Annotated in this window: 24 protein-coding genes and 1 pseudogene; 10 read left to right on the top strand and 15 right to left on the bottom strand. The window is 73.0% G+C overall.

Annotation, left to right across the window (positions count from 1 at the left end):
• Positions 1 to 55 precede the first annotated feature (55 nt).
• A complete protein-coding gene (locus ACIRPX_RS02310; protein ID WP_404187385.1) occupies positions 56 to 466 on the bottom strand; it encodes a hypothetical protein in 411 nt (136 codons plus the stop codon).
• Positions 467 to 810: 344 nt separating this feature from the next.
• On the opposite strand from ACIRPX_RS02310, the gene ACIRPX_RS02305 reads away from it, so the two are divergent.
• Together ACIRPX_RS02305 and ACIRPX_RS02300 are read left to right on the top strand one after the other, a co-directional pair.
• Entirely contained in the window at positions 811 to 1,191 is a 381-nt protein-coding gene (locus ACIRPX_RS02305) for a nuclear transport factor 2 family protein (protein WP_404187384.1), read from the top strand.
• A 71-nt stretch (positions 1,192 to 1,262) separates the two neighbouring features.
• Positions 1,263 to 1,550 (top strand): DUF1905 domain-containing protein, encoded by a 288-nt coding sequence (locus ACIRPX_RS02300; protein WP_404187383.1) that lies wholly within the window; start codon positions 1,263 to 1,265, stop codon positions 1,548 to 1,550.
• Here the strand turns inward: ACIRPX_RS02300 and ACIRPX_RS02295 are convergent.
• A complete protein-coding gene (locus ACIRPX_RS02295) occupies positions 1,540 to 2,457 on the bottom strand; it encodes an AraC family transcriptional regulator (RefSeq protein WP_404187382.1) in 918 nt (305 codons plus the stop codon). The genes ACIRPX_RS02300 and ACIRPX_RS02295 overlap by 11 nt on opposite strands.
• 100 nt (positions 2,458 to 2,557) lie before the next feature.
• Between ACIRPX_RS02295 and ACIRPX_RS02290 the strand changes: the two genes are divergently transcribed.
• Positions 2,558 to 3,544 carry an oxidoreductase gene (locus tag ACIRPX_RS02290; protein WP_404187381.1) on the top strand — a complete coding sequence of 329 codons (987 nt, stop codon included), beginning with the start codon at positions 2,558 to 2,560 and terminating at the stop codon, positions 3,542 to 3,544.
• Between the two features lie 26 nt (positions 3,545 to 3,570).
• Here ACIRPX_RS02290 and mgrA read toward each other — a convergent pair whose 3' ends face one another.
• A complete protein-coding gene (gene mgrA, locus ACIRPX_RS02285) occupies positions 3,571 to 4,563 on the bottom strand; it encodes an L-glyceraldehyde 3-phosphate reductase (protein ID WP_404187380.1) in 993 nt (330 codons plus the stop codon).
• Positions 4,564 to 4,698: 135 nt separating this feature from the next.
• On the opposite strand from mgrA, the gene ACIRPX_RS02280 reads away from it, so the two are divergent.
• On the top strand, positions 4,699 to 5,592 hold the full coding sequence (locus tag ACIRPX_RS02280; protein WP_404187379.1) for a LysR substrate-binding domain-containing protein: 894 nt from the start codon (positions 4,699 to 4,701) through the stop codon (positions 5,590 to 5,592).
• 17 nt (positions 5,593 to 5,609) lie between these two features.
• Positions 5,610 to 6,125: a DinB family protein gene (locus tag ACIRPX_RS02275; RefSeq protein WP_404187498.1), complete on the top strand. Its 516-nt coding sequence runs from the start codon at positions 5,610 to 5,612 to the stop codon at positions 6,123 to 6,125.
• On the opposite strand, the gene ACIRPX_RS02270 is transcribed toward ACIRPX_RS02275, so the two are convergent.
• Both ACIRPX_RS02270 and ACIRPX_RS02265 read right to left on the bottom strand, forming a co-directional pair.
• Positions 6,107 to 7,177 (bottom strand): adenosine deaminase, encoded by a 1,071-nt coding sequence (locus ACIRPX_RS02270; RefSeq protein ID WP_404187378.1) that lies wholly within the window; start codon positions 7,175 to 7,177, stop codon positions 6,107 to 6,109. The two genes, ACIRPX_RS02275 and ACIRPX_RS02270, sit on opposite strands and share 19 nt — an antisense overlap.
• A gap of 93 nt (positions 7,178 to 7,270) precedes the next feature.
• Positions 7,271 to 7,657: a VOC family protein gene (locus tag ACIRPX_RS02265; RefSeq protein ID WP_404187377.1), complete on the bottom strand. Its 387-nt coding sequence runs from the start codon at positions 7,655 to 7,657 to the stop codon at positions 7,271 to 7,273.
• Positions 7,658 to 7,896: 239 nt separating this feature from the next.
• Here ACIRPX_RS02265 and ACIRPX_RS02260 point away from each other — a divergent pair, with 239 nt between their 5' ends.
• A complete protein-coding gene (locus ACIRPX_RS02260; protein WP_404187376.1) occupies positions 7,897 to 8,355 on the top strand; it encodes a pyridoxamine 5'-phosphate oxidase family protein in 459 nt (152 codons plus the stop codon).
• A gap of 367 nt (positions 8,356 to 8,722) precedes the next feature.
• Here ACIRPX_RS02260 and ACIRPX_RS02255 read toward each other — a convergent pair whose 3' ends face one another.
• On the bottom strand, positions 8,723 to 9,748 hold the full coding sequence (locus tag ACIRPX_RS02255) for an alcohol dehydrogenase (RefSeq protein WP_404187375.1): 1,026 nt from the start codon (positions 9,746 to 9,748) through the stop codon (positions 8,723 to 8,725).
• Between the two features lie 144 nt (positions 9,749 to 9,892).
• Here ACIRPX_RS02255 and ACIRPX_RS02250 point away from each other — a divergent pair, with 144 nt between their 5' ends.
• Positions 9,893 to 10,699, top strand: a complete 807-nt coding sequence (locus ACIRPX_RS02250; RefSeq protein WP_404187374.1) for an MBL fold metallo-hydrolase — start codon at positions 9,893 to 9,895, stop codon at positions 10,697 to 10,699.
• 80 nt (positions 10,700 to 10,779) lie between these two features.
• Here ACIRPX_RS02250 and ACIRPX_RS02245 read toward each other — a convergent pair whose 3' ends face one another.
• Positions 10,780 to 11,685, bottom strand: coding sequence for an aldo/keto reductase (locus ACIRPX_RS02245; protein WP_404187373.1), 906 nt, complete (start codon positions 11,683 to 11,685; stop codon positions 10,780 to 10,782).
• A 193-nt stretch (positions 11,686 to 11,878) separates the two neighbouring features.
• Here ACIRPX_RS02245 and ACIRPX_RS02240 point away from each other — a divergent pair, with 193 nt between their 5' ends.
• On the top strand, positions 11,879 to 12,118 hold the full coding sequence (locus ACIRPX_RS02240; protein WP_404187372.1) for a hypothetical protein: 240 nt from the start codon (positions 11,879 to 11,881) through the stop codon (positions 12,116 to 12,118).
• Positions 12,119 to 12,169: 51 nt separating this feature from the next.
• Here the strand turns inward: ACIRPX_RS02240 and ACIRPX_RS02235 are convergent, their stop codons facing one another.
• From ACIRPX_RS02235 to ACIRPX_RS02215, 5 genes are all read right to left on the bottom strand, one after another.
• Entirely contained in the window at positions 12,170 to 12,814 is a 645-nt protein-coding gene (locus tag ACIRPX_RS02235) for an SRPBCC family protein (protein ID WP_404187371.1), read from the bottom strand.
• On the bottom strand, positions 12,811 to 13,173 hold the full coding sequence (locus ACIRPX_RS02230; protein ID WP_404187370.1) for an ArsR/SmtB family transcription factor: 363 nt from the start codon (positions 13,171 to 13,173) through the stop codon (positions 12,811 to 12,813). The genes ACIRPX_RS02235 and ACIRPX_RS02230 overlap by 4 nt, the downstream gene beginning before the upstream one ends.
• Before the next feature lie 68 nt (positions 13,174 to 13,241).
• The gene (locus tag ACIRPX_RS02225) at positions 13,242 to 14,564 is read right to left on the bottom strand and encodes an aldehyde dehydrogenase family protein (protein ID WP_404187369.1); all 1,323 of its coding nucleotides are present in this window, start codon (positions 14,562 to 14,564) and stop codon (positions 13,242 to 13,244) included.
• Positions 14,565 to 14,663: 99 nt separating this feature from the next.
• Positions 14,664 to 15,860, bottom strand: a complete 1,197-nt coding sequence (locus ACIRPX_RS02220) for an RNA polymerase sigma factor (protein WP_404187368.1) — start codon at positions 15,858 to 15,860, stop codon at positions 14,664 to 14,666.
• Positions 15,860 to 16,210, bottom strand: coding sequence for a YciI family protein (locus ACIRPX_RS02215; protein WP_404187367.1), 351 nt, complete (start codon positions 16,208 to 16,210; stop codon positions 15,860 to 15,862). Before ACIRPX_RS02215 ends, ACIRPX_RS02220 begins: the two co-directional genes overlap by 1 nt.
• 121 nt (positions 16,211 to 16,331) lie before the next feature.
• Between ACIRPX_RS02215 and ACIRPX_RS02210 the strand changes: the two are divergent.
• Positions 16,332 to 16,511: pseudogene (locus ACIRPX_RS02210) on the top strand (acyl-CoA dehydrogenase family protein); the annotation flags it as partial.
• A gap of 274 nt (positions 16,512 to 16,785) precedes the next feature.
• On the opposite strand, the gene ACIRPX_RS02205 reads toward ACIRPX_RS02210, so the two are convergent.
• From ACIRPX_RS02205 to ACIRPX_RS02195, 3 genes are all read right to left on the bottom strand, one after another.
• A complete protein-coding gene (locus ACIRPX_RS02205; protein WP_404187366.1) occupies positions 16,786 to 16,953 on the bottom strand; it encodes a hypothetical protein in 168 nt (55 codons plus the stop codon).
• Positions 16,954 to 16,988: 35 nt separating this feature from the next.
• Positions 16,989 to 19,118: an MMPL family transporter gene (locus tag ACIRPX_RS02200; protein ID WP_404187365.1), complete on the bottom strand. Its 2,130-nt coding sequence runs from the start codon at positions 19,116 to 19,118 to the stop codon at positions 16,989 to 16,991.
• A 158-nt stretch (positions 19,119 to 19,276) separates the two neighbouring features.
• The gene (locus ACIRPX_RS02195; protein ID WP_404187364.1) at positions 19,277 to 19,789 is read right to left on the bottom strand and encodes a MarR family winged helix-turn-helix transcriptional regulator; all 513 of its coding nucleotides are present in this window, start codon (positions 19,787 to 19,789) and stop codon (positions 19,277 to 19,279) included.
• A gap of 90 nt (positions 19,790 to 19,879) precedes the next feature.
• Here ACIRPX_RS02195 and ACIRPX_RS02190 point away from each other — a divergent pair, with 90 nt between their 5' ends.
• Positions 19,880 to 21,409: an SDR family oxidoreductase gene (locus ACIRPX_RS02190; RefSeq protein WP_404187363.1), complete on the top strand. Its 1,530-nt coding sequence runs from the start codon at positions 19,880 to 19,882 to the stop codon at positions 21,407 to 21,409.
• Positions 21,410 to 21,462: the final 53 nt, after the last annotated feature.

Below are 21,462 nucleotides of genomic sequence, written 5' to 3'. Positions count from 1 at the left end.
GGATTCTACCGATTCGCCCCCGTCTGCGCCCGGCGCGGCGGACACCCCCCGGCGGTCAGCCGACCGGCAGCACGAGCGCCGGGATGGTGCGCTGCATCCGGAGGGCGTCGACGGACTCCGCGAGCAGTTCGTACTCGGTGGTGTCGTCGTTCGTGGCGATCCGCACCAGCCGCCCGGCGGCCAACTGTTCGGCCACTACCTCCTGTTGGACGTCGTCGCCGCACCACGACCGCAGTAGGGCCGGCACGCCGGGGACACCGCCCGCGACGGGGACGAGCGAGCTCGGCGGGAAGTGCCCGGCCTCGGGCCGGGGGTCGAGGCGGTCGGCGATCCAGTTCGCGCGGTCGCGCAGCCACCACAGGGCGAGGGCGAGGGTGGGGGCACGGTAGGACCCGAGCGGCACACCGATCCGCTGCCCTCCGCAGGTGCCGTACGCCGTCACGTGGCATAAGAACTCGTCGTGCACGTCCGCTCCCCCGTTGCTGGTTCGACTGTCGGCCGTCCTCGCTTTCGGTGCGACTCATGTGCAGTTTTCGCGCGATCATGCGCGGTGCGTGATCGCGTCTTCGCTCGCCGTGAAGTCCCTTGACTGTTGAGTATGTTCACTGCTGAAACAGAGTCACCACGACTTTCCGGCCACTCTCCTGGCATATTCACAGGGGCAGTTGGCCGAAATGCTGTGCGCGCCTCCATTACCCGAGGAGTAATCGACGGTGCGCCGCGCCGCGGGCATGGTTGCCCTACCGGGTCGCCGGAGCGCGTATCCGGCTTCTGACCAGCAACGACCGTCTCGATGGAGGCTGATTCGCCATGTCCGTGAACACCGATCGTTACGAGAACGCCGTCGCCCGTTACTTCGAGGCCTGGAACGCGGCCGGGCCCGAGGAGCTCGAGAAGGCGGTGGCCGCCGCCTGGAGCGCCGACGGCAGCTACACCGATCCGCTCGCCGACGTCGCCGGGCACGAGCAGATCGCGGCCGTGATCACCGCGGCCCACGAGCAGTTCCCCGGTTTCACCTTCCGGCCGGGCGGGGCCGTCGACGGCCACCACGACACGGCGCGCTTCTCCTGGGAGCTGGTCGCCGGGGACGGCTCGGCGCCCGTGGCGGGCTTCGACGTGATCACCCTCGGCGAGGACGGCCGCATCCGGACCGTGCTCGGCTTTCTCGACCGGGTGCCCGCCGGCGCCTGAGGCGTGCGATGAGTTTCGCCGCTCGCGGTGGTCTTCCCCTTACCCGGCCACCGCGAGCGGAGGAGCCCGCCATGACCACGACCGCCCACCTCGACGTGGAGTTCACGGCCGTCCTGACCAAGAGCCCGGACGAGGGCGGCTGGACCTATCTCGTCTGGCCGCGGAGCGTCGCGTTCTTCGGCACCCGCGGACTGGTCAAGGTCCGCGGCACGATCGACGGACACCCCTTCCGCAGCTCCTTCATGGCGCTGGGCGACGGCACGCACAAGCTGCCGGTCAAGGCCGCCCTCCGCAAAGCCGTCGGCAAGGACGCGGGCGACACGGTGACCGTGCGCCTGACGGAGCGCCTCAACCCCTGACCGCCTCGCGGTAGCGCCGGGGCGCGACGCCGACCGCCCGCTTGAAGGCGTTGCTGAAGGCACTCTCGGAGGTGTAGCCGACGGAGCGGGCGAGCGTCGCGACCGGGACCGTCCCCTGCCGCAGAGCACGGGCCGCCAGGCTCATGCGCCAGTTCAGCAGGTACGTCAGCGGCGGCACCCCGGCCGCCTCCTTGAACCGTACGGCGAAGGTGGTGCGGGACATCGCGGCGGCCCGGGCCAGCTCCGCCAGCTGCCAGGGGTGCCCCGGGTCGCCGTGCATCAGGCGCAGGGCCGGGGCGAGCCGCTCGTCGGCCAGGGCGCGCAGCCAGCCGGACGGCAGCCCGTCCGCCTCGGCGAGGCAGACCCGCAGGACGTGGACGAACATCAGCTGCGCGAGCTGGTCCGCGGCGAACTCCCCGCCGGCCCCGCGTGTGCGCACCTCGTCGGCCAGCCGGCCCGTCAGCCAGCGCAGCACCGGCGCCTCGGCCGCTTCGGCCCCCACGTGGACCAGTTCGGGCAGCGCCCGGCGCAGCAGTTCGCCGCTGTCCCGGCTGAGGTCGATGTGCCCGGAGACGCAGACGACGTCCTCGCCCTCACCCAGCCGTGCCATCCGCGTCACGGGGTCGACCGCGATCTCGCGGGAGCTCAGCGGCTCGACGCCGGCCTCGCTGCACAGCACGTACGGCTGCCGCCCGTCGGAGACGACCACGTCGCCCTCGGAGAGCTTCAGCTGGTCCCCGCCGTCCTCGCGGACGAGCAGGCAGCCGCCCCGCACCACGGCGTTGACCTTGAGCCTGTCGCGCCCGTACAGCCGGATCGCCCACGCGCCGCCGGCCGTGAAACCGCCGGAGAACACGCTGCGGGCGTCGGAGACGGCGAGGGCGTCGGAGAGCGGATCCGCGGACATGCTCGAACTATCACGCAAGTAATGCGGATTCTCAAGTATTCGTCGTACGGAAACGGCGCCTTACGGTGGCATGGACCGCTTGTTCAGAGGAGTGACGCACATGACCACCGCACAGCAGCCCCTGCCCTCCGGATTCGGCGCCGACGCCACCGCCGAGGAGGTGATCAAGGGCGTCGGCCTGACCGGCAGGACCGCGATCGTGACCGGCGGCCACTCCGGCATCGGCCTGGAGACGGCCCGCGTCCTGAGCTCCGCCGGCGCCGAGGTCGTCGTACCGGCACGCGACGCGGAGCGGGCACGGGCCGCGCTGCGGGACGTGCCCGGGGCCGAGGTCGCGCGGCTGGACCTGCTGGACCCTGCCTCGATCGACGCGTTCGCGAAGGAGTTCCTGGCCTCCGGACGTCCGCTGCACATCCTGGTGGGCAGCGCCGGGGTGATGGCGACGCCCCTGACCCGGGACGCGCGCGGCTACGAGGTGCAGTTCGCGACCAACCACCTCGGCCACTTCCAGCTGGTGACGCGCCTGTGGCCGGCGCTGGTCGCGGCCGACGGCGCCCGTGTCGTGTCCGTGTCGTCGCGGGGCATCCGCTTCGCCGGCGTCGACTTCGACGATCTGCACTTCGAGCACCGGCCCTACGAGCCGTTCGTCGCCTACGGACAGTCGAAGACGGCCAACGCGCTCTTCGCCGTGGAGCTGGACCGGCGCGGACGCGGCGAGGGCGTACGGGCCTTCGCGGTGCACCCGGGCACCATCGTCGACACCGGCCTCGCCAGGCACCTTCCGGCCGGGGCGCTGCGCGCGGCCGGTGCCGTGGACGCCGGGGGCCACCCGGTCCGCGATGCGTCCCGCCAGCTCAAGACCGTGCCGCAGGGGGCGGCCACCAGCGTCTGGTGCGCGACGAGCCCCCAGCTGGCCGGGCTGGGCGGGGTCTACTGCGAGAACAGCGACATCAGCCCGCTGGTGCCCCCCGCCGGCGAGGCCGCCTGGCGGGCCGGCGCCGGGACTCCCGGCGTCCTGCCCTACGCCGTGGACCCGGAGGCGGCGGCCCGCCTCTGGGACGTCAGCGAGCGGCTGATCGGCGCCTGAGGGTCAGTGCCTGACCGGACGGCGGTTCACGGCCGGACGATCGCGTCGATGCGCGCCAGCTCCTCGGCGTCGAAGTCGAGGTTGCGGGCGGCCGCGACGCTGTCCTCGATCTGCCGGGGGCTGCTCGCGCCGACCAGCGCTGAGGTCACCCGGCCGCCGCGCAGCACCCAGGCCAGGGCCAGCTGCGCCAGGGTCTGGCCGCGGCCCTTGGCGATCTCGTCGAGGGACCGCAGCCGTCCCACGAGCTCCTCGGTGACCGCGTCCGAGTTCAGGAACGGGCTGTCGCTCGCCGCCCGCGAGCCCTCCGGGATGCCGTCCAGGTAGCGGGCGGTGAGCAGGCCCTGCTCCAGCGGGGAGAAGACGATGGAGCCGACCTGGAGCTCGTCCAGGGCGTCCAGCAGGCCCTCGTCCTCGGGGCGGCGGTCCAGCATCGAGTAGCGCGGCTGGTGGATCAGCAGCGGGGTGCCGAGGTCGCCGAGGATCCGGGCGGCCTCGCGGGTCTGCTCGGCCGAGTAGTTCGAGATGCCCACGTAGAGCGCCTTGCCCTGCTGGACCGCCGAGTGCAGGGCGCCCATCGTCTCCTCCAGCGGAGTCTCCGGGTCCGGGCGGTGCGAGTAGAAGATGTCGACGTGGTCCAGGCCCATCCGGCGCAGGCTCTGGTCCAGCGAGGACAGCAGGTACTTGCGGGAGCCGAACTCGCCGTACGGGCCGGGCCACATCAGGTAGCCGGCCTTGGTGGAGATGATCAGCTCGTCGCGATGGGCGCCGAAGTCCGCCGCGAGTGCCTCGCCGAGGGCGGACTCGGCGGACCCGGGCGGCGGGCCGTAGTTGTTGGCCAGGTCGAAGTGGGTGACGCCGAGGTCGAAGGCCCGGCGCAGGATCGCCCGCTGGGTCTCCACCGGGCGGTCGGGCCCGAAGTTGTGCCAGAGGCCGAGCGAGATCGCGGGGAGCTTCAGGCCGCTGCGTCCGGTGCGCCGGTAGGGCATGTCCGCGTAGCGGTCGGGGTGTGCGGTGTACAACGCGACTCCAGAGGGGTGGGCACACGAATAGCCGGTTCATGGGACGACCAGAACCCGCCACCCACTCTGTCGCGACCTGCGGCCAGTGGTCCAACAGGAGAATGCGATGGAACTCAGCGGCTAGGCTTCTCAATCATGGAACTCCGCCATCTCCAGCACTTCGTCGCGGTCGCCGAGGACCAGCACTTCACCCGGGCCGCGGAACGGCTGATGGTGTCCCAGTCGGGCCTGTCGGCCTCGATCCGGGCACTGGAGCGGGAGTTGCAGACCCCGCTGTTCGTCCGCACCACCCGCCGGGTCACGCTGACCGAGGCGGGGCGGGCACTGCTGAGCGAGGCGGAGCGGATCCTGGCGCAGGTGCGCTCCGCGCACGAGGCGGTCGCCGCCGTGCAGGGCGTGCTGCGCGGCACGCTCTCGCTGGGCACCGAGCAGTGCATCGCGGGCGTGCACGTGGCGGGGCTGCTCGCCGCGTTCCGCCGGCGCCACCCGGATGTGGAGATACGACTGCGGCAGGCGGGCTCGGGCGAACTGGCCGAGGAGGTCGCGGCCGGGCGCCTGGACCTGGCCTTCGCCTACCGCACCCAGGCGGACACCGACCAGCTGCGCTCGGTGTCGCTGACCGGCGAGCCGATGACCGTGCTGTGCCACCCCAGCCATCCGCTGGCGACCGGCGGCGCGGCCGTCACACCCGACGACCTCGGCGGGGAGGTGTTCGTCGACTTCCATCCCGACTGGGGACCGCGCCGCACCACGGACGCGGCCTTCTCCGCGGCGGGCGTGCGGCGCACCGTCGCGCTGGAGGTCAACGACGTGCACAGCCTGCTGGACCTGGTGGACGAGAACCTCGGCATCGCGGTCGTGCCGCGGCACTTCCGGCACAAGCGCGAGGCGCTCACCGCCCTGCCCGTGAAGGGCACCGGGGAGACGGTCTACGAGACGGTGGCCCTGCTGCCGCCGCCGCAGGCGACCAGCCCGGCGGCGCGGGCGCTGATGACCCTTCTGGAACAGGGCACGCACGAGGAGCCGTAATGCGCGATGGTGGAGGCATGCATGCCAAGGACATCCTCATCGACGCGTACGGCCGCATCCAGGAAGAAGTCCACGCCGCCGTCGGGGGACTCGGCCCGGACGTCCTCAACGCCCGGCCCTCCCACGACGCCAACTCCATCGCCTGGCTGGTCTGGCACCTCACCCGCGTCCAGGACGACCACGTCGCCCACGCCTTCGGGCTGGACCAGGTGTGGCTCACGCAGGAGTGGGAGAAGCGCTTCGGCCTCGACCTGCCGCGCCAGGACACCGGCTACGGGCACAGCTCCACCCAGGTCGCCAAGGTGCGGGTCGACTCCGGCGACCTGCTGACCGGCTACCACGACGCCGTGCACGAGCAGACCCTCGGCGCCCTGCGGGGGCTTGCCGCCGCGGATCTGGAGCGCGTCGTCGACGAGCGCTGGGATCCACCGGTCACCCTGGGCGTCCGGCTGACCAGCGTCCTGTCCGACGATCTCCAGCACGTCGGACAGGCCGCCTACGTCCGCGGACTGGTTCAGAGCACCGCCGCGTAGCCCGGCAGGACGACGTCCCGCAGGAGCGCCGTGCGCTCGTCGAACGGGAGGAACGCGCTCTTGACGGCGTTCACCGTGACGGTGCGCAGGTCCTCCACGGTCCAGCCCGCCTGTTCCACCAGCAGGGACATCTCACGGGTCATCGTGGTGCCCGACACGAGACGGTTGTCGGTGTTGAGGGTGACCCGGAAGCCGAGGTCCTTCAGCTCCGTGATCGGGTGCCCGGCGATCGAAGTCGCCGCCCCCGTCTGGAGGTTGGAGGTCGGGCACATCTCCAGCGCGACCCGGCGGTCGCGCACCCAGGCCGCGAGCCGCCCGAGCTTGCCGTCGACGATGTCCTCGGTGATCCGCACACCGTGGCCGATGCGCTGGGCACCGCAGACCTGAAGGGCCTGGTGGATGCTGGGCAGCCCGTGCGCCTCGCCGGCGTGGATGGTGAACGGCACGCTCTCGTCGCGCAGATGCCGGAAGGCGTCCAGGTGGTCGGCGGGCGGGAAGCCGTCCTCGGCGCCGGCGATGTCGAAGCCGACGACGCCGGCGTCACGGAAGGCGACGGCCAGGTCGGCCGTCTCCCGTGTGCGGTCGAACATCCGCATCCCGCACAGCAGCGTGCCGACGCGGACCGGCGTGCCCGCGGCCGACGCCTTCGCCATGCCCGCCGCGAGCCCCTCCTGGACGGTCCCGACGACCTCCGGCAGGGTGAGGCCGCCCTTGAGCATCAGCTCGGGCGCGTACCGCACCTCGCCGTACACCACGCCGTCCGCGGCCAGGTCGAGCACGTACTCCTCGGCGGTGCGCAGCAGTCCCTCGCGGGTCTGCATCACGGCGAGGGTGTGCTCGAAGGTGCCTATGTAGCGCACCAGGTCGCCGGAGTCGGCGGCCTCGACGTACCAGGCGGCCAGCTCGTCCGGATCCGTCGTCGGCAGGGTGTGGCCGACCGCGGCCGCGAGCTCCACCAGGGTGGCGGGGCGCAGGCCACCGTCGAGGTGGTCGTGCAGGACGGCCTTGGGGAGGCGGCGGAGCACATCGGCGTCTACGCGCGTAGCAGTCATGGTGTGGTCTTTCGTCGGACGGGGTGGTTCGAAGCGGTGGGAGGGAGCCGGGGCGGAGCGCCCGGAGGAACCCGGCCCGCGGCGGGCGGCAGGTCAGCCGGCCGGCTGGAGCAGGTCCCAGCGGTTGCCGTACAGGTCCTGGAAGACGGCGACGGACCCGTACGGCTCGTGGCGCGGCTCCTCCAGGAAGGTCACGCCCGCGGCGAGCATCCGGGCGTGGTCGCGGGCGAAGTCGTCGGTGTGCAGGAAGAACCCGACGCGCCCGCCGGTCTGGTCGCCGACCCGCGCGCGCTGCTCGTCGCCCTTGGCGCGGGCGAGCAGCAGCGCCGTGCCCTGGCCACCGGGCGCGACGACGACCCAGCGGGAGCCGTCGGGGCGGGCGGTGTCCTCGGCCAGCCGGAAGCCGAGGGCTTCGGTGTAGAAGCCGATCGCCTCGTCGTAGTCGTCGACGACGAGGGTGACCAGGGCGACGTGTCTCATCGGGGCCTTCCGGGAGAAGCGATTGAGGGGAGAGGTTATACGTAAAACCTCCGGGACGCCAGTCGCCACCCGGACCTGCGGCGTGCCGCGCACGTGACGTCGTCCGCTCGCGGGACGGGCAAGCGGGCGGGCGGGCAAGCGGGCGGGACTTTCGCAACACGTCTTAGGACCCGCGCCCGAGCCGGAGCGGGACCCTGGTCCGACGCGCGGCCCGGCGGTGACTGGCTAGCGTTCCTGGCATGAAGATCGACATCTCGCCGCGCGAACCGCGCCGGCGCAGGCAGGACGTCCTGCGGCGGCTGGACCAGGAGATCGACGTCTGGGTCGCCTCGGCCGACGCGGACGGGCTGCCGTGCCTGGTGCCGCTCTGGTTCGTGTGGCACGAGGAGGCCGTGTGGCTGGCGACCCGCACGACGAACCCGACCGGCCGCAACCTGAGCGCGAGCCGCCGGGCCCGGCTCGCGCTCGGGGACACCCAAGACGTGGTGCTCCTCGACGGTGACGTCGAGACCTACGCCCTGCCCGACGTGCCGGCCGCGGCGGCCGAGGCGTTCCTCGCCAGGACGGGCTGGGATCCGCGCCGGGACAGCCCGTCGTACGCCTTCTTCCGGGTGCGCCCGCGCGCGGTGCGGGCGTGGCACGGGCAGCACGAGCTGGCCGGACGGCACCTGATGAAGGACGGCACCTGGCTGACCTGAGCCGACCCCGCGCGCGGACACCCGCGCTCCCTCCCACCCTCCGTCCAGACGCACCCCACCCCCGACGCACGCCCACCACGAACCAGCCAGGCGACACCCGACGAAGCACCGCCACCGGCCCACGTACACCGACCGCGACCGGGCTCCCGGGGCGCGCCCGCACACGACGCCCGCACAGCACGAACAGCGCGCATCGGCGGGACGGCAGTCGACGAAGCACCGCCGTCGGCCCGCGTACACCGACCGCGACCGGCCCCCGGGGTGCGCCCACCGGGGTGCGCTCGGTACGAGCCCTGCGACGGGGCCGGGCGGCGCCTCGGGAAGGGCGGTCAGCGGCCGACGGGACGCGGCCGCGTACGGAGGGCGGTCAGGAGTTGGTGAGCGCCATCCGGAATCGGGCCGCGCCGGAGAGCATCTTCCGGTAGGCCGCGTCGACCTGGTCCAGCGGCACCGTCTCCGTCATGGGCCGGATGCCGTGCAGGGCGCTGAAGGCCATGGTGTCCTGGACGTCCTGCGCCGTGCCCGACGGGTGGCCGCGCAGGACCCTGCCGCTCATCAGCAGCTGGTTGGGGTTGACCCCCAGGGGCTGGGCGTCGGCCCCGATGACCACCAGCTCGCCGCGGGGTGCCAGGCCGTCGACGGTGGCGGTGATGGCCTCGGAGTTGCTGGCGGTGGCGAGGACGACCTTGGCACCGCCGAGGGACTGCAGCGCCTGCGCGACCGGTGTGCCGGCCGTGCTGTCGACGTAGTGGTGCGCTCCGAGCTGCTTGGCGAAGTCCGCCTTGTCGGCTCCGCGGGCGATCCCGACGGTCTCGAATCCCATGGCGGCGGCGTACTGCACGCCCAGGTGGCCCAGTCCGCCGAGGCCGAGGACGGCGACCAGGTCGCCGGGCCGGGCGGAACTGCGCCGCAGCCCGTTGAAGACGGTGACGCCCGCACAGGCCATGGGTCCCGCGTCGGAGGCGGAGAGGGCGTCGGGGATACGGGCGAGCGCGTCGACCGGCGCGATCATCGACTCCGCGTAACCGCCGTCGTAGGCCCATCCGGGCACCTTCAGGTTGGCGCAGACGATGAAGTCGCCCTGCCGGCACTGCCTGCAGTGGCCGCAGCTGCCGCCGAACCAGCCGACGGCCACCCGGTCGCCCACCTGCCAGCCCATGTCTCCCGCGCCGTCGCCGAGTTCCTCGATCCGGCCGGCGTTCTCGTGCCCGGGGACGACCGGGAAGCGGACTCCCGGCACGAGGGCGTTCACGAAGATGGTGTCGCTGTGGCAGATCCCGCACGCGTCCACGGCGATCCGCACATGGCGCGGACCGGGCCGGGGTACTTCACGCTCGGCGATCTGGAAGGGTTCGCCGGCGGCGGCGACCTGGGCAACGCGATAGGTACTCATCTGCCTTCTCTCGGAAAGATTGCGAGATGCTCCTCCTCCAGCAGAACAGTTCCGGACCCGCCGCGCGCGCCGAACGGTGGAACGAGCGGCACGGCCCGCCGACGTGCGCCTTCCCCAGCCCCGACTCACCCGTGAGGTGCGGTCATGACCGACACGATCAGCCCTGAACGCCGGCCCTGCGCCGTCTCGGTGCTCGGAGGGCCCACCACGGTCCTCGACGTCGGCGGCCTCCGGCTGGTGTGCGATCCGACGTTCGACGGCGCCGGGAACCACGGCTACCTGACGAAGACCGCCGGTCCCGCGGCGTCGGAGGCCGACGTCGGGGACGTCGACGCCGTACTGGTCAGCCACGACCTCCACCCCGACAACCTCGACACCCGCGGCCGGTCGTTCGCCCTGAACGCTCCGTTGGTGCTCACCGGACCCGTCACGGCGCAGCGGCTGGGCGGTCCGGCGCGCGGGCTCCCGGCGTGGGAGACCACCCGGATCGACCGTCCCGGTGGAGGGGTCCTGGAGGTGTGTGCCGTGCCGGCCCAGCACGGGCCGGACGACGGGGACCGCGACCAGGACGGCAACGTCAACTGCGAGGTCACCGGTTTCGTGCTGAGCGGGGACGGCCTGCCGACCGTGTACGTCAGCGGCGACAACGCCTCCGTCGGCATCGTCGCCGAGATCTCCCGCCGGGTACCGAGGATCGACGTCGCCGTCCTGTTCGCCGGGGCGGCGCGGGTGCAGGCCAAGGAGCGCGGACGGCCGCTGACCCTGACGGCACAGCGGGCGAGTGCGGCCGCCTCCGTGCTGCGTGCGCCCGTCGTGGTAGCGGCCCACTGCGACAGCTGGGCCCATTTCAGCGAGGACCTGAGCGACGTCCGGCACGCCTTCGACGAGGCCGGGCTGGCTCCGTGCCTGCGGACGGCCGAGAACGGGCGGTGCATCGACCTTCCGTTCTGACCGCCGCCGCGTGAAGGAGCCTCCACCCTGTGAGAGGGCGGGCCTCCGCCCTGTGAAGGGCCTCCGCCCTCTGAGGGGCCTCAGTCCTCCGCCCGGTGCAGTCCGTCCAGGCGTCGCAGGTCCTCGTCCGTCAGCCGCAGCGCGCCCGCCGCGACGTTCTCGGCGAGGTGGTCGGGGTTGCCGGTGCCCGGGATGGCGAGGACGTGCGGGCCGCGGTGGAGGGTCCAGGCGATGCGGACCTGGGTGGGGCTCGCGCCGTGGGCGCGGGCGACGGCGCGCACGGCCTCGTCGTGGTCACCGGTGGCGGCCCGCGGCCCGCGCGGGCCGGCGACGGCGTAGAACGGGGCGAAGGCGATGCCCTGTTCGCCGCAGACGCGCAGGAGTTCCTCGGTGGCGGGGGCGCGGGAGTCCAGTCCGTATCGGTTCTCCACGGACACCACGGGAGCGATCGCCCGGGCCTCGGCGAGGTGGCGGGGTTCGACGTCGGAGAGGCCGAGGTGCCGCACCAGGCCGGCCTCGCGCAGGTCGGCCAGTGCGCCGAAGTGCTCGGCCACGGACTCCTGGCGCATGCGGCGCAGATAGACCAGGTCCAGGTGGTCCCGGCCGAGCTGGCGCAGGTTCTCCTCGACGTGCCCGCGCAGCTGGTCGGGACGGGCCGAGGTGCCCCACTCGCCGTGCTGGTCGCGGTAGGGGCCCACCTTGGTGGCGATGAGGAGGTCGTCCGGGTAGGGAGCCAGGGCGCTGTTGATGAGTTCGTTGGCCGACCGGGTCTGCGAGAAGTAGAACGCGGCGGTGTCGATGTGGTTCACGCCGAGCTCGATCGCCCTGCGCAGCACGGCGATCGAGCGGTGCCGGTCGCTCGGGGTGCCGAGGTGGAAGGCGGCGGTGCCCGTCAGCCGCATCGCCCCGAAGCCGATGCGGCCGACGGTGAAGTCGCCGACGTTCCAGGTGCCCGCGGCGTCCGCGGTGATCGTTTCGGTGGTCATCGGCGGAGTCTCGCACACGTCCCGGCCTCCGCCGCGCCCGCTACGGGTAGGCGTACGTGTTCAGGCTGTTCGAGCGCCGCGGTCGTGGCGAGCAGGACGTGGGGGGGGTGCGCATGGTGATGCCCTTCCGCGTACGGTCGGAGTGATCAGGCGCATGACACCGTGACGCGGAAAGCGGCCTCAGCAGTAGAGCGTGCCGCCGCAGGTCGGCCGCCGCGCCTTCGAGGCGGGCGAGGCGCGCGTCGTGACCGTGAGCAGGTCCTACGACGCCCCGCTCGACGACGTACACCAGGCCGCCGGTCTGGTGGCCGACGCCGGCGAGGAAGGCGGCGGCCTCCTGCGGAGCACGGCCGCACCCGGCGAGGGGCACGGCCGTGGTGGGGGGTGTGAGGCCACACTCAACCGTGCTGGTCTGTACCGGTCAAGGGTGTAGACCAGTCAATCGCTCCTCCCGACCCGAAAGACGCACACGGACCGTGCCGTGTCAGCCGGCGTCGCCGGGCGCCGCCGTGTAGGCGGCCGTGGTCCGGTCGGCGGACGCGCGCGCCGTCTCCTCGTCCTCGCCGCCCGCGACGTTCGCCGCGTACCAGGCTTCACTGCTGTCCGTCATGAACCGGCGGCCCTCCTCGGACCCCATCCAGGCCATGAACTCCTTCGGGTCGACGGCGGCGCCGTCGCTTCCGAGGTGCAGGGACAGGCCCCTGATCATCAGGTCCCAGCCGACCCCGACCGCGCCGGGACCGAACTCCGCCCACTTGGTGTCGTCGACGTGGGCGATGTGGTCCAGTTCGAAGCGCGTCCCGCCCTCCGCCGCGGCCAGCCGGAGTTCGATCCAGCTGACCTCGCCGCCGTACTCCCAGGTCGCGGCGAAGCTCCTGGGCGGGTCGCAGCGCTCGACCACGCCCCCGGCGTTGCCCTCCAGCTGGTAGCGCCCGCCCAGCCGCAACTCGCCCGACACCGGCAGCAGCCAGCGCGGGATGCGCTCGGGGTTGGTGCACGCGTCCCACACGTCGTCGAGCGGGGCGTCGTAGGACCTGCTCACGGTCACGACGCGCGCCTCGCCCGCCTCGAAGGCGCGGCGGCCGACCTGCCGGCGTACGTCGTTGATGTCATGGGTCACGTCGGTCATGGGGTCCTCCTCGGGGGGTCGTCCGCGCCGCCGAGCCGGCGTGCGCGTCTGCCACGGGCCAACTCGGTGGCCAGCGCGTCCAGGTGCGGGGTCCAGAAACGCCGGAAGCGGTCGAGCCAGGCGTCGATGTCCTGCAGCGGCTCGGCGTTGACCGCGTAGAGCCGCCGGGTCCCTTCGGGGCGTACGGTGGCGAATCCGTTCTCCCGGAGCACCTTGAGGTGCTGCGAGACCCCGGGCTGCGAGATCCCGAACTCCTCGCCTATGACGTCGCAGACCGCACCCGAGGTCATCTCCCCGTCGGCCAGCAGCTCCAGGATCCGCCGGCGCACCGGATCACCGAGCACATCGAAAGCGTGCATGCGACCCAATGTATCAGCTACTGCTTATATAAGCAGTAGCTGATACTGCGACCGGGAAGGAGGCGGCTTCAGCGCAGCGGCTTGTCCAGAACCGCCTTGCGGTGGCTGAACGTCTCGATGGACCAGCGGCCGTGGTAGCTGCCCGTGCCGCTCTCCCCCACACCGCCGAACGGCAGGTCGGAGACGGTGAGATGGGCCAGCGGAAGGCCGTTGCCGAGGCCGCCCGAGGAGGTCTCGGCGGCGATCCGGGCGCGCGTGCGGCCGGACTCGGAGAAGACGTAGAGCGCGAGAGGCTTGTCGCGGTCGCCGATGAACGCGATCGCGGCGTCCAGGTCGGGCACGGTGACGATCGGCAGGATCGGGCCGAAGATCTCCTCCCGCATGACGGGTGAGTCGGGGTCGACGTCCGCCAGGACGGTCGGCGCGATGTACTTCGCCCTACGGTCGCTGCCGCCGCCGACGACCACGCGTCCCGAGCCGAGCAGACCGGACAGCCGGTCGAAGTGCCGCTCGTTGACGATCCGGCCGTACTCGCCGCAGGCCGACGGGTCGGTGCCGAACAGGTCCTCGACGGCGCGGGTGAGCGCGGGTTCGAGGGCGGCGGCCGTCTCCGGGTCCGTCAGGACGTAGTCGGGGGCGACACAGGTCTGCCCCGCGTTGAGGAACTTGCCGCGGACCAGCCGATCGGCGACGACTTCGAGGTCGGTGTCACGGTCGACGAACGCCGGTGACTTGCCGCCCAGTTCGAGGGTGACCGGGGTGAGGTGCTCGGCGGCGGCACGCATGACGACACGGCCGACGGTGCCGTTGCCGGTGTAGAAGATGTGGTCGAACCGCTCGGCCAGCAGGGCCGTGGTCTCCGGGACGCCGCCCTCGACGACGGCGACGGCGTCGGTGTCGAGATACGCCGGCAGCAGCCGGGCGAGCGCGGCGGAGGTGGCGGGGGCCAGCTCGCTGGGCTTGGCGACGACGGCGTTGCCCGCGGCGAGCGCGCCGGCCAGCGGGGCGAGCAGGAGCTGCGCCGGATAGTTCCAGGGAGCGATGACGAGGACGACGCCGAGCGGGTCGTACTGGGTCCAGGCGGTGGCGTCGGCCCCCAGGTGGGCCGGTACCGGCACGGGTTCGGGGCGCAGCCAGCCGTCGAGGTGGTCGAGGGTGTGGTCGATCTCGCGGACCGTGAAGTCGATCTCGGTGCGCCGGGCCTCGGCGGCGCTCTTGCCCAGGTCCGCGTGGAGGGCCGCGGCCAGCTCGGGGCCGCGCTCGGTGAGCATGGCGCGCAGCCGGCGCAGCTGTCCGGTGCGCCAGGCGACCGGCTTGGTACGGCCGGTGCGGAAGGTGTGGCGCAGCCGGGCCGCGACGTCGGCGGGCTGCTCGGGGGCGGGGTGGTTCACGGTGCCTCGCGATGGGGTGTCGAACGGCTGGAGTCGATATCAGATGTATATGCCAACCTTTCATACACCAAAATAAATTCCGGTGCCTTCACCCCGACGTCACCGGCGGACGAGTTCCCGCCTTCGGCGTTCCAGATAGCCGCGCTCGGCCGCGCTGTCGCTGTGCGCGATGGCGTCGTCGTACGCCCGCACCGCCTCGGTGCCGCGGCCCAGGCGGCGCAGCAGGTCCGCGCGGACGGCGTGGAAGACGTGGTAGCCACCCAGGTCCAGCGCGTCGACGAGGTCCAGGGCCGCCCGGGGACCTTCGGTCTCGGCCACCGCGACCGCCCGGTTGAGCGCCACCACCGGGCTCGGGGCGACGGCCATGAGCTGGTCGTACAACCGCCTGATCTGGCCCCAGTCGGTGGCGGCGGCGGTGGGCGAGTCGCTGTGGACGGCCTGGACGGCGGCCTGGATCTGGTAGGGGCCGGGCCGGTTGCGGCGCAGGCAGCGGCGGACCAGCGCCTGGCCCTCGGCGATCAGGTCGCCGTCCCAGCGGGTGCGGTCCTGCTCGGGCAGCGGCACCAGCGCGCCGTGTTCGTCCTGGCGGGCGCCCGTGCGCGCGTCGACGAGGAGCATGAGCGCGAGCAGCCCGGCGGCCTCGGGCTCGTCGGGCATCAGTTCGCTCAGCAGCCGGCCGAGCCGCACGGCCTCCGCGCACAGCCCGGGCGTACCGGCGTATCCCTGGTTGAAGATCAGGTAGACGACCGCCAGGACGCCGCCGAGCCGGTCCGGGAGGTCGGCGTCGCGGGGCACCCGGTACGGGATGCGGGCGTCGCGGATCTTCGCCTTGGCGCGGACGAGCCGCTGGGCCATCGTCGGCTCGGGCACCAGGAACGCACGGGCGATCTGCGGGGTGGTGAGTCCGCCGAGCAGCCGCAGGGTGAGGGCGACCTGCGCCTGCGGCGCGAGGGCCGGGTGGCAGCAGGTGAAGATCAGGCGGAGGCGATCGTCGCGCACGGGGCCCTCCTCGGCCGGTGCCTCGGGGCTGTGCAGCACGGCGGCCTCGGCGTGGCGCGTCTCGCGGGAGGACTCGCGGCGCAGCCGGTCGATCGCGCGGTTGCGCGCGGTGGTGATGATCCAGCCGGCCGGGCTCGGCGGTACGCCGCCGGCCGGCCAGGTCCGCAGGGCCGCGGCGAAGGCGTCCTGCACCGCCTCCTCGGCGAGGTCGATGTCGCCGAGGAAGCGGACGAGGACCGAGACCGCGCGCCCGTACTCGGCGCGGAAGACGGCCTCGACGTCGGGGGTGTCCGGCATCAGTGCCGGTCCACGAAGGGCCGTACCTCGATGGGCAGTGTGGTGGCCCGCACGGCCTTGCGGCCCCACTCCAGTGCCGCGTCCAGGTCGTCGGCCTCGATCAGGCAGATCCCGCCGAGGTACTCCTTGCCCTCGGCGTACGGGCCGTCGGTGATGAGCACGTCGGCGCCGGAGGGGCGGAGCATGGTCGCCGTCTCCGGGCCGTGCAGCCCTCCGGCGAAGACCCACACGCCGGCGTCGCGCAGTTCCTGGTTGAAGGCCTCCACGTTGCGCATGATCTCGCCGAGCTCCGCCTCGGACGGCGGCTGTCCGTCGGCCGGGGTGACCACGCTGAGCAGGTAGTGCGTCATGACGTCCTCCTGTGTGTCCGGATGGTGTCCCACCTCCTACACGAACGGTGCACCCCCGGATCGACAGCGCGCACGGCCGGATCGCGGGAATCTTCTTCGGAACATCGGGAGAATCTCTTCCATGACCGCCGCAGCGCACCCGCTCGTCTCCGCCGCCCGCGCCCTCGCCGACGACCTCGCCCCGCAGGCGGCGCGGGTCGACCAGGAAGGCGTGCCCACGAGCCACCTCGAGGCGGTCAGACGCTCGGGGCTGCTGGGAGTGGGCGCGCCGCAGGAGTACGGAGGTGCGCGAGGCGCACCTCGCCGCGCTCGCGCACGGTTGAGGAGAGCGGCGCCGCAGGAAGTCCGGGTGGCGCGACGAAAGACGCCGCAGCCATGTGCGCGGTGGACGTGGGGCGCCGCGTGCGGTCCGGTCGCACCAGGGGGTGTCGACAATTCCCGTCGTCCGCCCGGAGGGCGGGCACCGCGGCGCGGGCGGGAATGGTCAGACACCCCTAGGTCACGAGCGGGCGGATCACGCCGTCACGAGCGGCCGGCGGGAAACCCGCCGGCCGCTCGTCGCGTCGACCGCGCTCTCAGTCGTCGTCGGCCGCCGGTACCACCACGAGGAACGCGTCCGACTTCAGATCCATGACGACGGTCGCGGACTGGCCCTCGGCGCGGCGCCTCGCGGCGTACTCCTCCGCCGGCCACGATCCGCGAGGAGCTCCGGCAGGGAACCGCTCCAACACCTTCGCGCCCATAGCGGCCGACACCTCCAGTTTTCGTTTTCCGTGCCTCACCCGGCTGTCCGCTCACAGTTCGCCTGCCCGCGATCCGCGCGGTCATGTGCGGCGACCTGGGCGCGGGCGCGCCACAGCCGTCCGGGCCACCACGCCACCTCGCCCAGGTCGCGTACGAGAGCGGGCACCAGCAGCGACCGCACCACGAGGGTGTCGAGGAGTACGCCGAAGGCGACGATGAAGGCGATCTGGGCCAGGAAGGCGAGCGGGATCACACCGAGGGCGGCGAAGGTCGCGGCGAGCACCACACCGGCCGAGGTGATCACCCCGCCGGTGCCGACCAGTCCGCGCAGCACGCCCTGGCGCACGCCGTGCCGCAGGGACTCCTCCCGTACCCGGGACATCAGGAAGATGTTGTAGTCCACGCCCAGTGCCACCAGGAAGACGAAGCCGTACAGCGGCACCGAGGGGTCACTGCCGGTGAAGCCGAGGACGTGCTGGAAGACCAGGGACGAGACACCCAGTGTGGCAAGGAAGTTCAGGCCCACCGTCGCCACCAGCAGCGCCGGTGTCAGCAGGGAGCGCAGCAGCACGGTCAGGATGACGAAGATGATCGCGAGGACCACGGGGACGATCAGCGTGCGGTCCCGCTCGGCGGTCCGCAGGGTGTCGTACTGCTGGGCGGTGTAGCCGCCGACGAGGGCGTTCGCGTCCGGCACGGCGTGCAGGGCGGTCCGCAGCCGGGCGACCGTGCTCTTGGCGGCGTCGCTGTCGGCGGCCGCGCTCAGGGTGACGTCCACCCGCACCCGCCCGTCCACGACGAGGGGTGTGCCGCCGGGACGCCCTGACGCGGTGACACCCGCGGCCGAGGCGACGCCCTTGGTGGTACGGGCCGTGGCGACCACACGCTCCAGCCGCGCGGCGTCGGCGATGACGACGGTGGGGTTGCCGGAGCCGCCCGGGAAGTGCTCGGCGAGGGTGCGCTGGGCGGCGACCGACGGCGCGTCGTCGACGAAGGTCTCGTCGAGCGGGACACCCTTGGCGACCAGGGTGGGCGCGAAGGCGGCGCAGGCCAGCAGGACGGCCAGGGACACTGCCCAGACCTTGCGCGGCGCCCGGTCGACCAGCGTGGCGACGCGCCGCCACACGCCGTGGCCGTCGCGGGCGGTGCGCGGGGTGGCCGGCCAGTAGGCGGCGCGGCCCAGCAGGACGAGCACGGCCGGCAGGAACGTCAGCGAGCTGATGACGGCGCAGACGATGCCGATGGCGCCGACCGGCCCGAGCGCCCGGTTGTTCGTCAGGTCGCTGAGCAGCAGGGCGAGCAGCCCCAGGGCGACGGTCGCCGCGCTGGCGACGACGGCGCCCCACGACTGCCGCAGCGCGGCCCGCGCGGCCGCGAACCGGTCGGCGTGCCCGGCCAGCTCCTCGCGGTAGCGGGCGGTGATCAGCAGCGCGTAGTCGGTGGCGGCGCCGATGACGAGGATGGACAGGATGCCCTGCACCTGCCCGTCGACCCGGACGAGACCGTGGTCGGCGAGGGCGTAGACGACCGCGCAGGCGAGCCCCAGGGCGAACACGGCGCCCAGGATGATCACCAGCGGCAGCAGCACGCTGCGGTAGACCAGCAGCAGGATCACCAGGACCGCCGCCAGGGCGACGGCCAGCAGCAGCCCGTCGATCCCCGAGAAGGCGTCGGACAGGTCGGCCTGGGCGGCGGCCGGCCCGGCCAGCTGGACGGTGGCACCGGGGACCCGTTCCGCGGCGGTGCGGATCCGGTCGAGGCTGTCGCCCAGCCCCTTGCCCAGATCCGGCCGCAGCTGCACGACCCCTTCGAGCGCCCTGCCGTCCCGGGACAGGAGCGCGGGAGACACGTCGCCGACCACGCCCGGCACGTCCGTCACGGAGGCGAGCGCGCGGCCCGCCGCCGCCTGCCGGCCCTTCATCGAACCGTCGCCGTCGTCGGTCCACACGACGACGGCGGGCAGCGTCTCGTCCTGCCGGAAGGCCCGCTGCGCGGCGACCACCTGCGTGGATTCGGCGCTGCGCGGCAGGAAGGCGGCCTGGTCGTTGGTCGCGACCTCGCCGAGCCGGCCCGCGAACGGGCCGAGGACCCCGCCGATGCCGAGCCAGACGACGAGCAGGAGCAGGGGGACGAGGATGCGGCCCCGGCGCGGGGTGAGGGACATGGCTCTCCAGGCTTGACGGTCAGGTAGCTCAATCAAAAACAATCTCAATGATTGAGCTATATGGATGCCGATCGTAGGCGACACGGGATCTTCCGCCGTCCGGCCCCCTTCGGATGCGGCCGGTTCGCAGCCGGCCGCACGCGGCGGCGTCCCGCGGCTCAGGCGCCGGGAGACCGCAGCGGGGCGAGCTCGCCGTTCATGGCCGCCAGGAAGCGCAGCACGACCGACAGCTCCTCCCTGGTGAACTGCGCGCAGGCCGCGTCCGCCGCCTTCGCGAGCGGCCGGAAGTACGTGCGGGCCGCGGCCCTGGCGTCGGCCGCGTAGTAGAGGTGCACCACCCGGCGATCGGCGTTCTCCCGGACCCGGCGGATGTGCCCGGCGCGTTCCAGCCGGTCGACGCAGGCGGTGACGGCGCCCGAGGTCAGCCCCAGATGCTCGCGCAGCCGCTTCGGGGTCATCGGCTGCTCGGCGTCCAGGATCGCCGCGAGGGCCTGGACGTCCGTGGCGTGCAGCCCCTGCTCACCCGCGAAACCATGGACCAGACGGTTGATCTCGCCGTTCATCCGGCGCAGCTGCACGGCGAGGGAGTGCAGGTCGGCTCCCTCGGCGGGCTGTCGGTCCGATTCCGGCGAGGCGGCTCGCGGCTGCTCCCGGTCGTCTGCTGTGGCCACGCGATCAGCCTATAGAAGGGCCCGCATCCGATGCGGCGGTGCCCAGCGAAGTGATCACTGGAGCCCATCGACACGAAGGACACCGAGCTGATGAACGCTGACGACGACGGACCGGGCCTGCGCTGCCTGGTGACCGGGGCGACGGGATACATCGGCGGCAGGCTGGTGCCGGAGCTCCTCGACGCGGGGCACCGCGTCCGCTGCCTCGCCCGCTCCCCCGGCAAGCTGCGCGACCACCCCTGGTCCGGGCGGGCCGAGGTGGTCAAGGGCGACGTCACGGACGCCGGCTCGGTCGCCGGGGCGATGCGCGGCATCGACGTCGCCTACTACCTGGTGCACGCGCTGGGCACGGGCGACGACTTCGAGGAGACCGACCGCAGGGCGGCGCGGATCTTCGGCGAGGCGGCCCGGGCGGCGGGAGTGCGGCGCATCGTCTACCTCGGCGGCCTGACGCCCGCGCGCGTGCCGGAGCGCGAACTGTCGCCGCACCTGCGCTCACGCGCCGAGGTGGGCCGGATCCTGCTGGCCTCGGGGGTGCCCACCACCGTCCTGCGCGCGGCCGTCGTCATCGGCTCGGGCTCGGCCTCCTTCGAGATGCTGCGCTACCTGACCGAGCGTCTGCCGGTGATGGTCACCCCGAGCTGGGTGCGCACCCGGCTGCAGCCCGTGGCGGTGCGGGACGTGCTGCGCTACCTCGTCGGCAGCGCCACGATGCCGGCCGACGTCAGCCGCACCTTCGACATCGGCGGTCCGGACGTGCTCACGTACCGGGACATGATGCTGCGCTACGCCGCGATCGCGGGCCTGCCCCGGCGTGTCATCGTCCCGGTGCCCGTGCTCACTCCCCGCCTGTCCAGTCACTGGGTCGGCCTGGTCACGCCGGTGCCCGCCTCGATCGCGCGGCCGCTGGCGGAGTCGCTGCGCCACGAGGTCGTCTGCCACGAGCACGACATCGCGCGCCATGTGCCCGACACCGGCCGGCAGCCGATCGGCTTCGACGAGGCGGTACGGCTGGCTCTGCAGCGCGTCCGCGAGGCCAAGGTCACCACCCGCTGGTCGTCGGCCTCGGTGCCCGGCGCACCCAGCGATCCGCTGCCCACCGACCCCGACTGGACCGGCGGCAGCCTCTACACCGACGAGCGGGAACTGCCGGTCCATGCCTCGCGCGGGGCGCTGTGGCGGGTGATCGAGGGGATCGGCGGGGAGAACGGCTGGTACTCCTTCCCGCTGGCCTGGGCGGTGCGGGGCCGGCTGGACCGGCTGGTGGGCGGCGTGGGGCTGCGCCGTGGTCGGCGGGACGCCTCGCACCTGCGGGCGGGCGACTCGCTGGACTTCTGGCGGGTCGAGGAGATCGAGCCCGGCCGGCTGCTGCGGCTGCGGGCCGAGATGCGGCTGCCCGGCCTGGCCTGGCTGGAGATGTACGCGGAGGACGACGCGGGCGGCCGTACCCGCTACCGCCAGCGGGCCCTGTTCCACCCGCACGGACTGCTGGGCCACGCCTACTGGTGGAGCATCTCCCCCTTCCACGCCGTCGTGTTCGGCGGCATGGCCCGCAACATCGCGCTCGCCGCGGTCCGCAACCAGGCCGCGCCGGAGAGCCGGCCCACCACCGGCGGCTGACGGCCGCATCCGCCGCGGGCTCCGGACCCGAAGCACCTCGAAGGCCGCCCTCA

Source organism: Streptomyces sp. NPDC101225 (genome assembly GCF_044767585.1).
Taxonomy (GTDB): domain Bacteria; phylum Actinomycetota; class Actinomycetes; order Streptomycetales; family Streptomycetaceae; genus Streptomyces.
Note: the sequence above shows the minus strand (reverse complement) of the source record. Positions and strands in the feature narration are given on the sequence as shown.

Coding starts and splice junctions, on each gene's coding strand:
- ACIRPX_RS02250 (WP_404187374.1), top strand. CDS start 9,893: ATGACCGACACGATCAGCCCTGAACGCCGGCCCTGCGCCGTCTCGGTG.
- ACIRPX_RS02230 (WP_404187370.1), bottom strand. CDS start 13,173: ATGCACGCTTTCGATGTGCTCGGTGATCCGGTGCGCCGGCGGATCCTG.
- ACIRPX_RS02280 (WP_404187379.1), top strand. CDS start 4,699: ATGGAACTCCGCCATCTCCAGCACTTCGTCGCGGTCGCCGAGGACCAG.
- ACIRPX_RS02205 (WP_404187366.1), bottom strand. CDS start 16,953: ATGGGCGCGAAGGTGTTGGAGCGGTTCCCTGCCGGAGCTCCTCGCGGA.
- ACIRPX_RS02220 (WP_404187368.1), bottom strand. CDS start 15,860: ATGCCGGACACCCCCGACGTCGAGGCCGTCTTCCGCGCCGAGTACGGG.
- ACIRPX_RS02300 (WP_404187383.1), top strand. CDS start 1,263: ATGACCACGACCGCCCACCTCGACGTGGAGTTCACGGCCGTCCTGACC.
- ACIRPX_RS02255 (WP_404187375.1), bottom strand. CDS start 9,748: ATGAGTACCTATCGCGTTGCCCAGGTCGCCGCCGCCGGCGAACCCTTC.
- ACIRPX_RS02200 (WP_404187365.1), bottom strand. CDS start 19,118: ATGTCCCTCACCCCGCGCCGGGGCCGCATCCTCGTCCCCCTGCTCCTG.
- ACIRPX_RS02265 (WP_404187377.1), bottom strand. CDS start 7,657: ATGAGACACGTCGCCCTGGTCACCCTCGTCGTCGACGACTACGACGAG.
- ACIRPX_RS02305 (WP_404187384.1), top strand. CDS start 811: ATGTCCGTGAACACCGATCGTTACGAGAACGCCGTCGCCCGTTACTTC.
- ACIRPX_RS02215 (WP_404187367.1), bottom strand. CDS start 16,210: ATGACGCACTACCTGCTCAGCGTGGTCACCCCGGCCGACGGACAGCCG.
- ACIRPX_RS02295 (WP_404187382.1), bottom strand. CDS start 2,457: ATGTCCGCGGATCCGCTCTCCGACGCCCTCGCCGTCTCCGACGCCCGC.
- ACIRPX_RS02270 (WP_404187378.1), bottom strand. CDS start 7,177: ATGACTGCTACGCGCGTAGACGCCGATGTGCTCCGCCGCCTCCCCAAG.
- ACIRPX_RS02290 (WP_404187381.1), top strand. CDS start 2,558: ATGACCACCGCACAGCAGCCCCTGCCCTCCGGATTCGGCGCCGACGCC.
- ACIRPX_RS02190 (WP_404187363.1), top strand. CDS start 19,880: ATGAACGCTGACGACGACGGACCGGGCCTGCGCTGCCTGGTGACCGGG.
- ACIRPX_RS02275 (WP_404187498.1), top strand. CDS start 5,610: ATGCATGCCAAGGACATCCTCATCGACGCGTACGGCCGCATCCAGGAA.
- ACIRPX_RS02260 (WP_404187376.1), top strand. CDS start 7,897: ATGAAGATCGACATCTCGCCGCGCGAACCGCGCCGGCGCAGGCAGGAC.
- ACIRPX_RS02245 (WP_404187373.1), bottom strand. CDS start 11,685: ATGACCACCGAAACGATCACCGCGGACGCCGCGGGCACCTGGAACGTC.
- ACIRPX_RS02235 (WP_404187371.1), bottom strand. CDS start 12,814: ATGACCGACGTGACCCATGACATCAACGACGTACGCCGGCAGGTCGGC.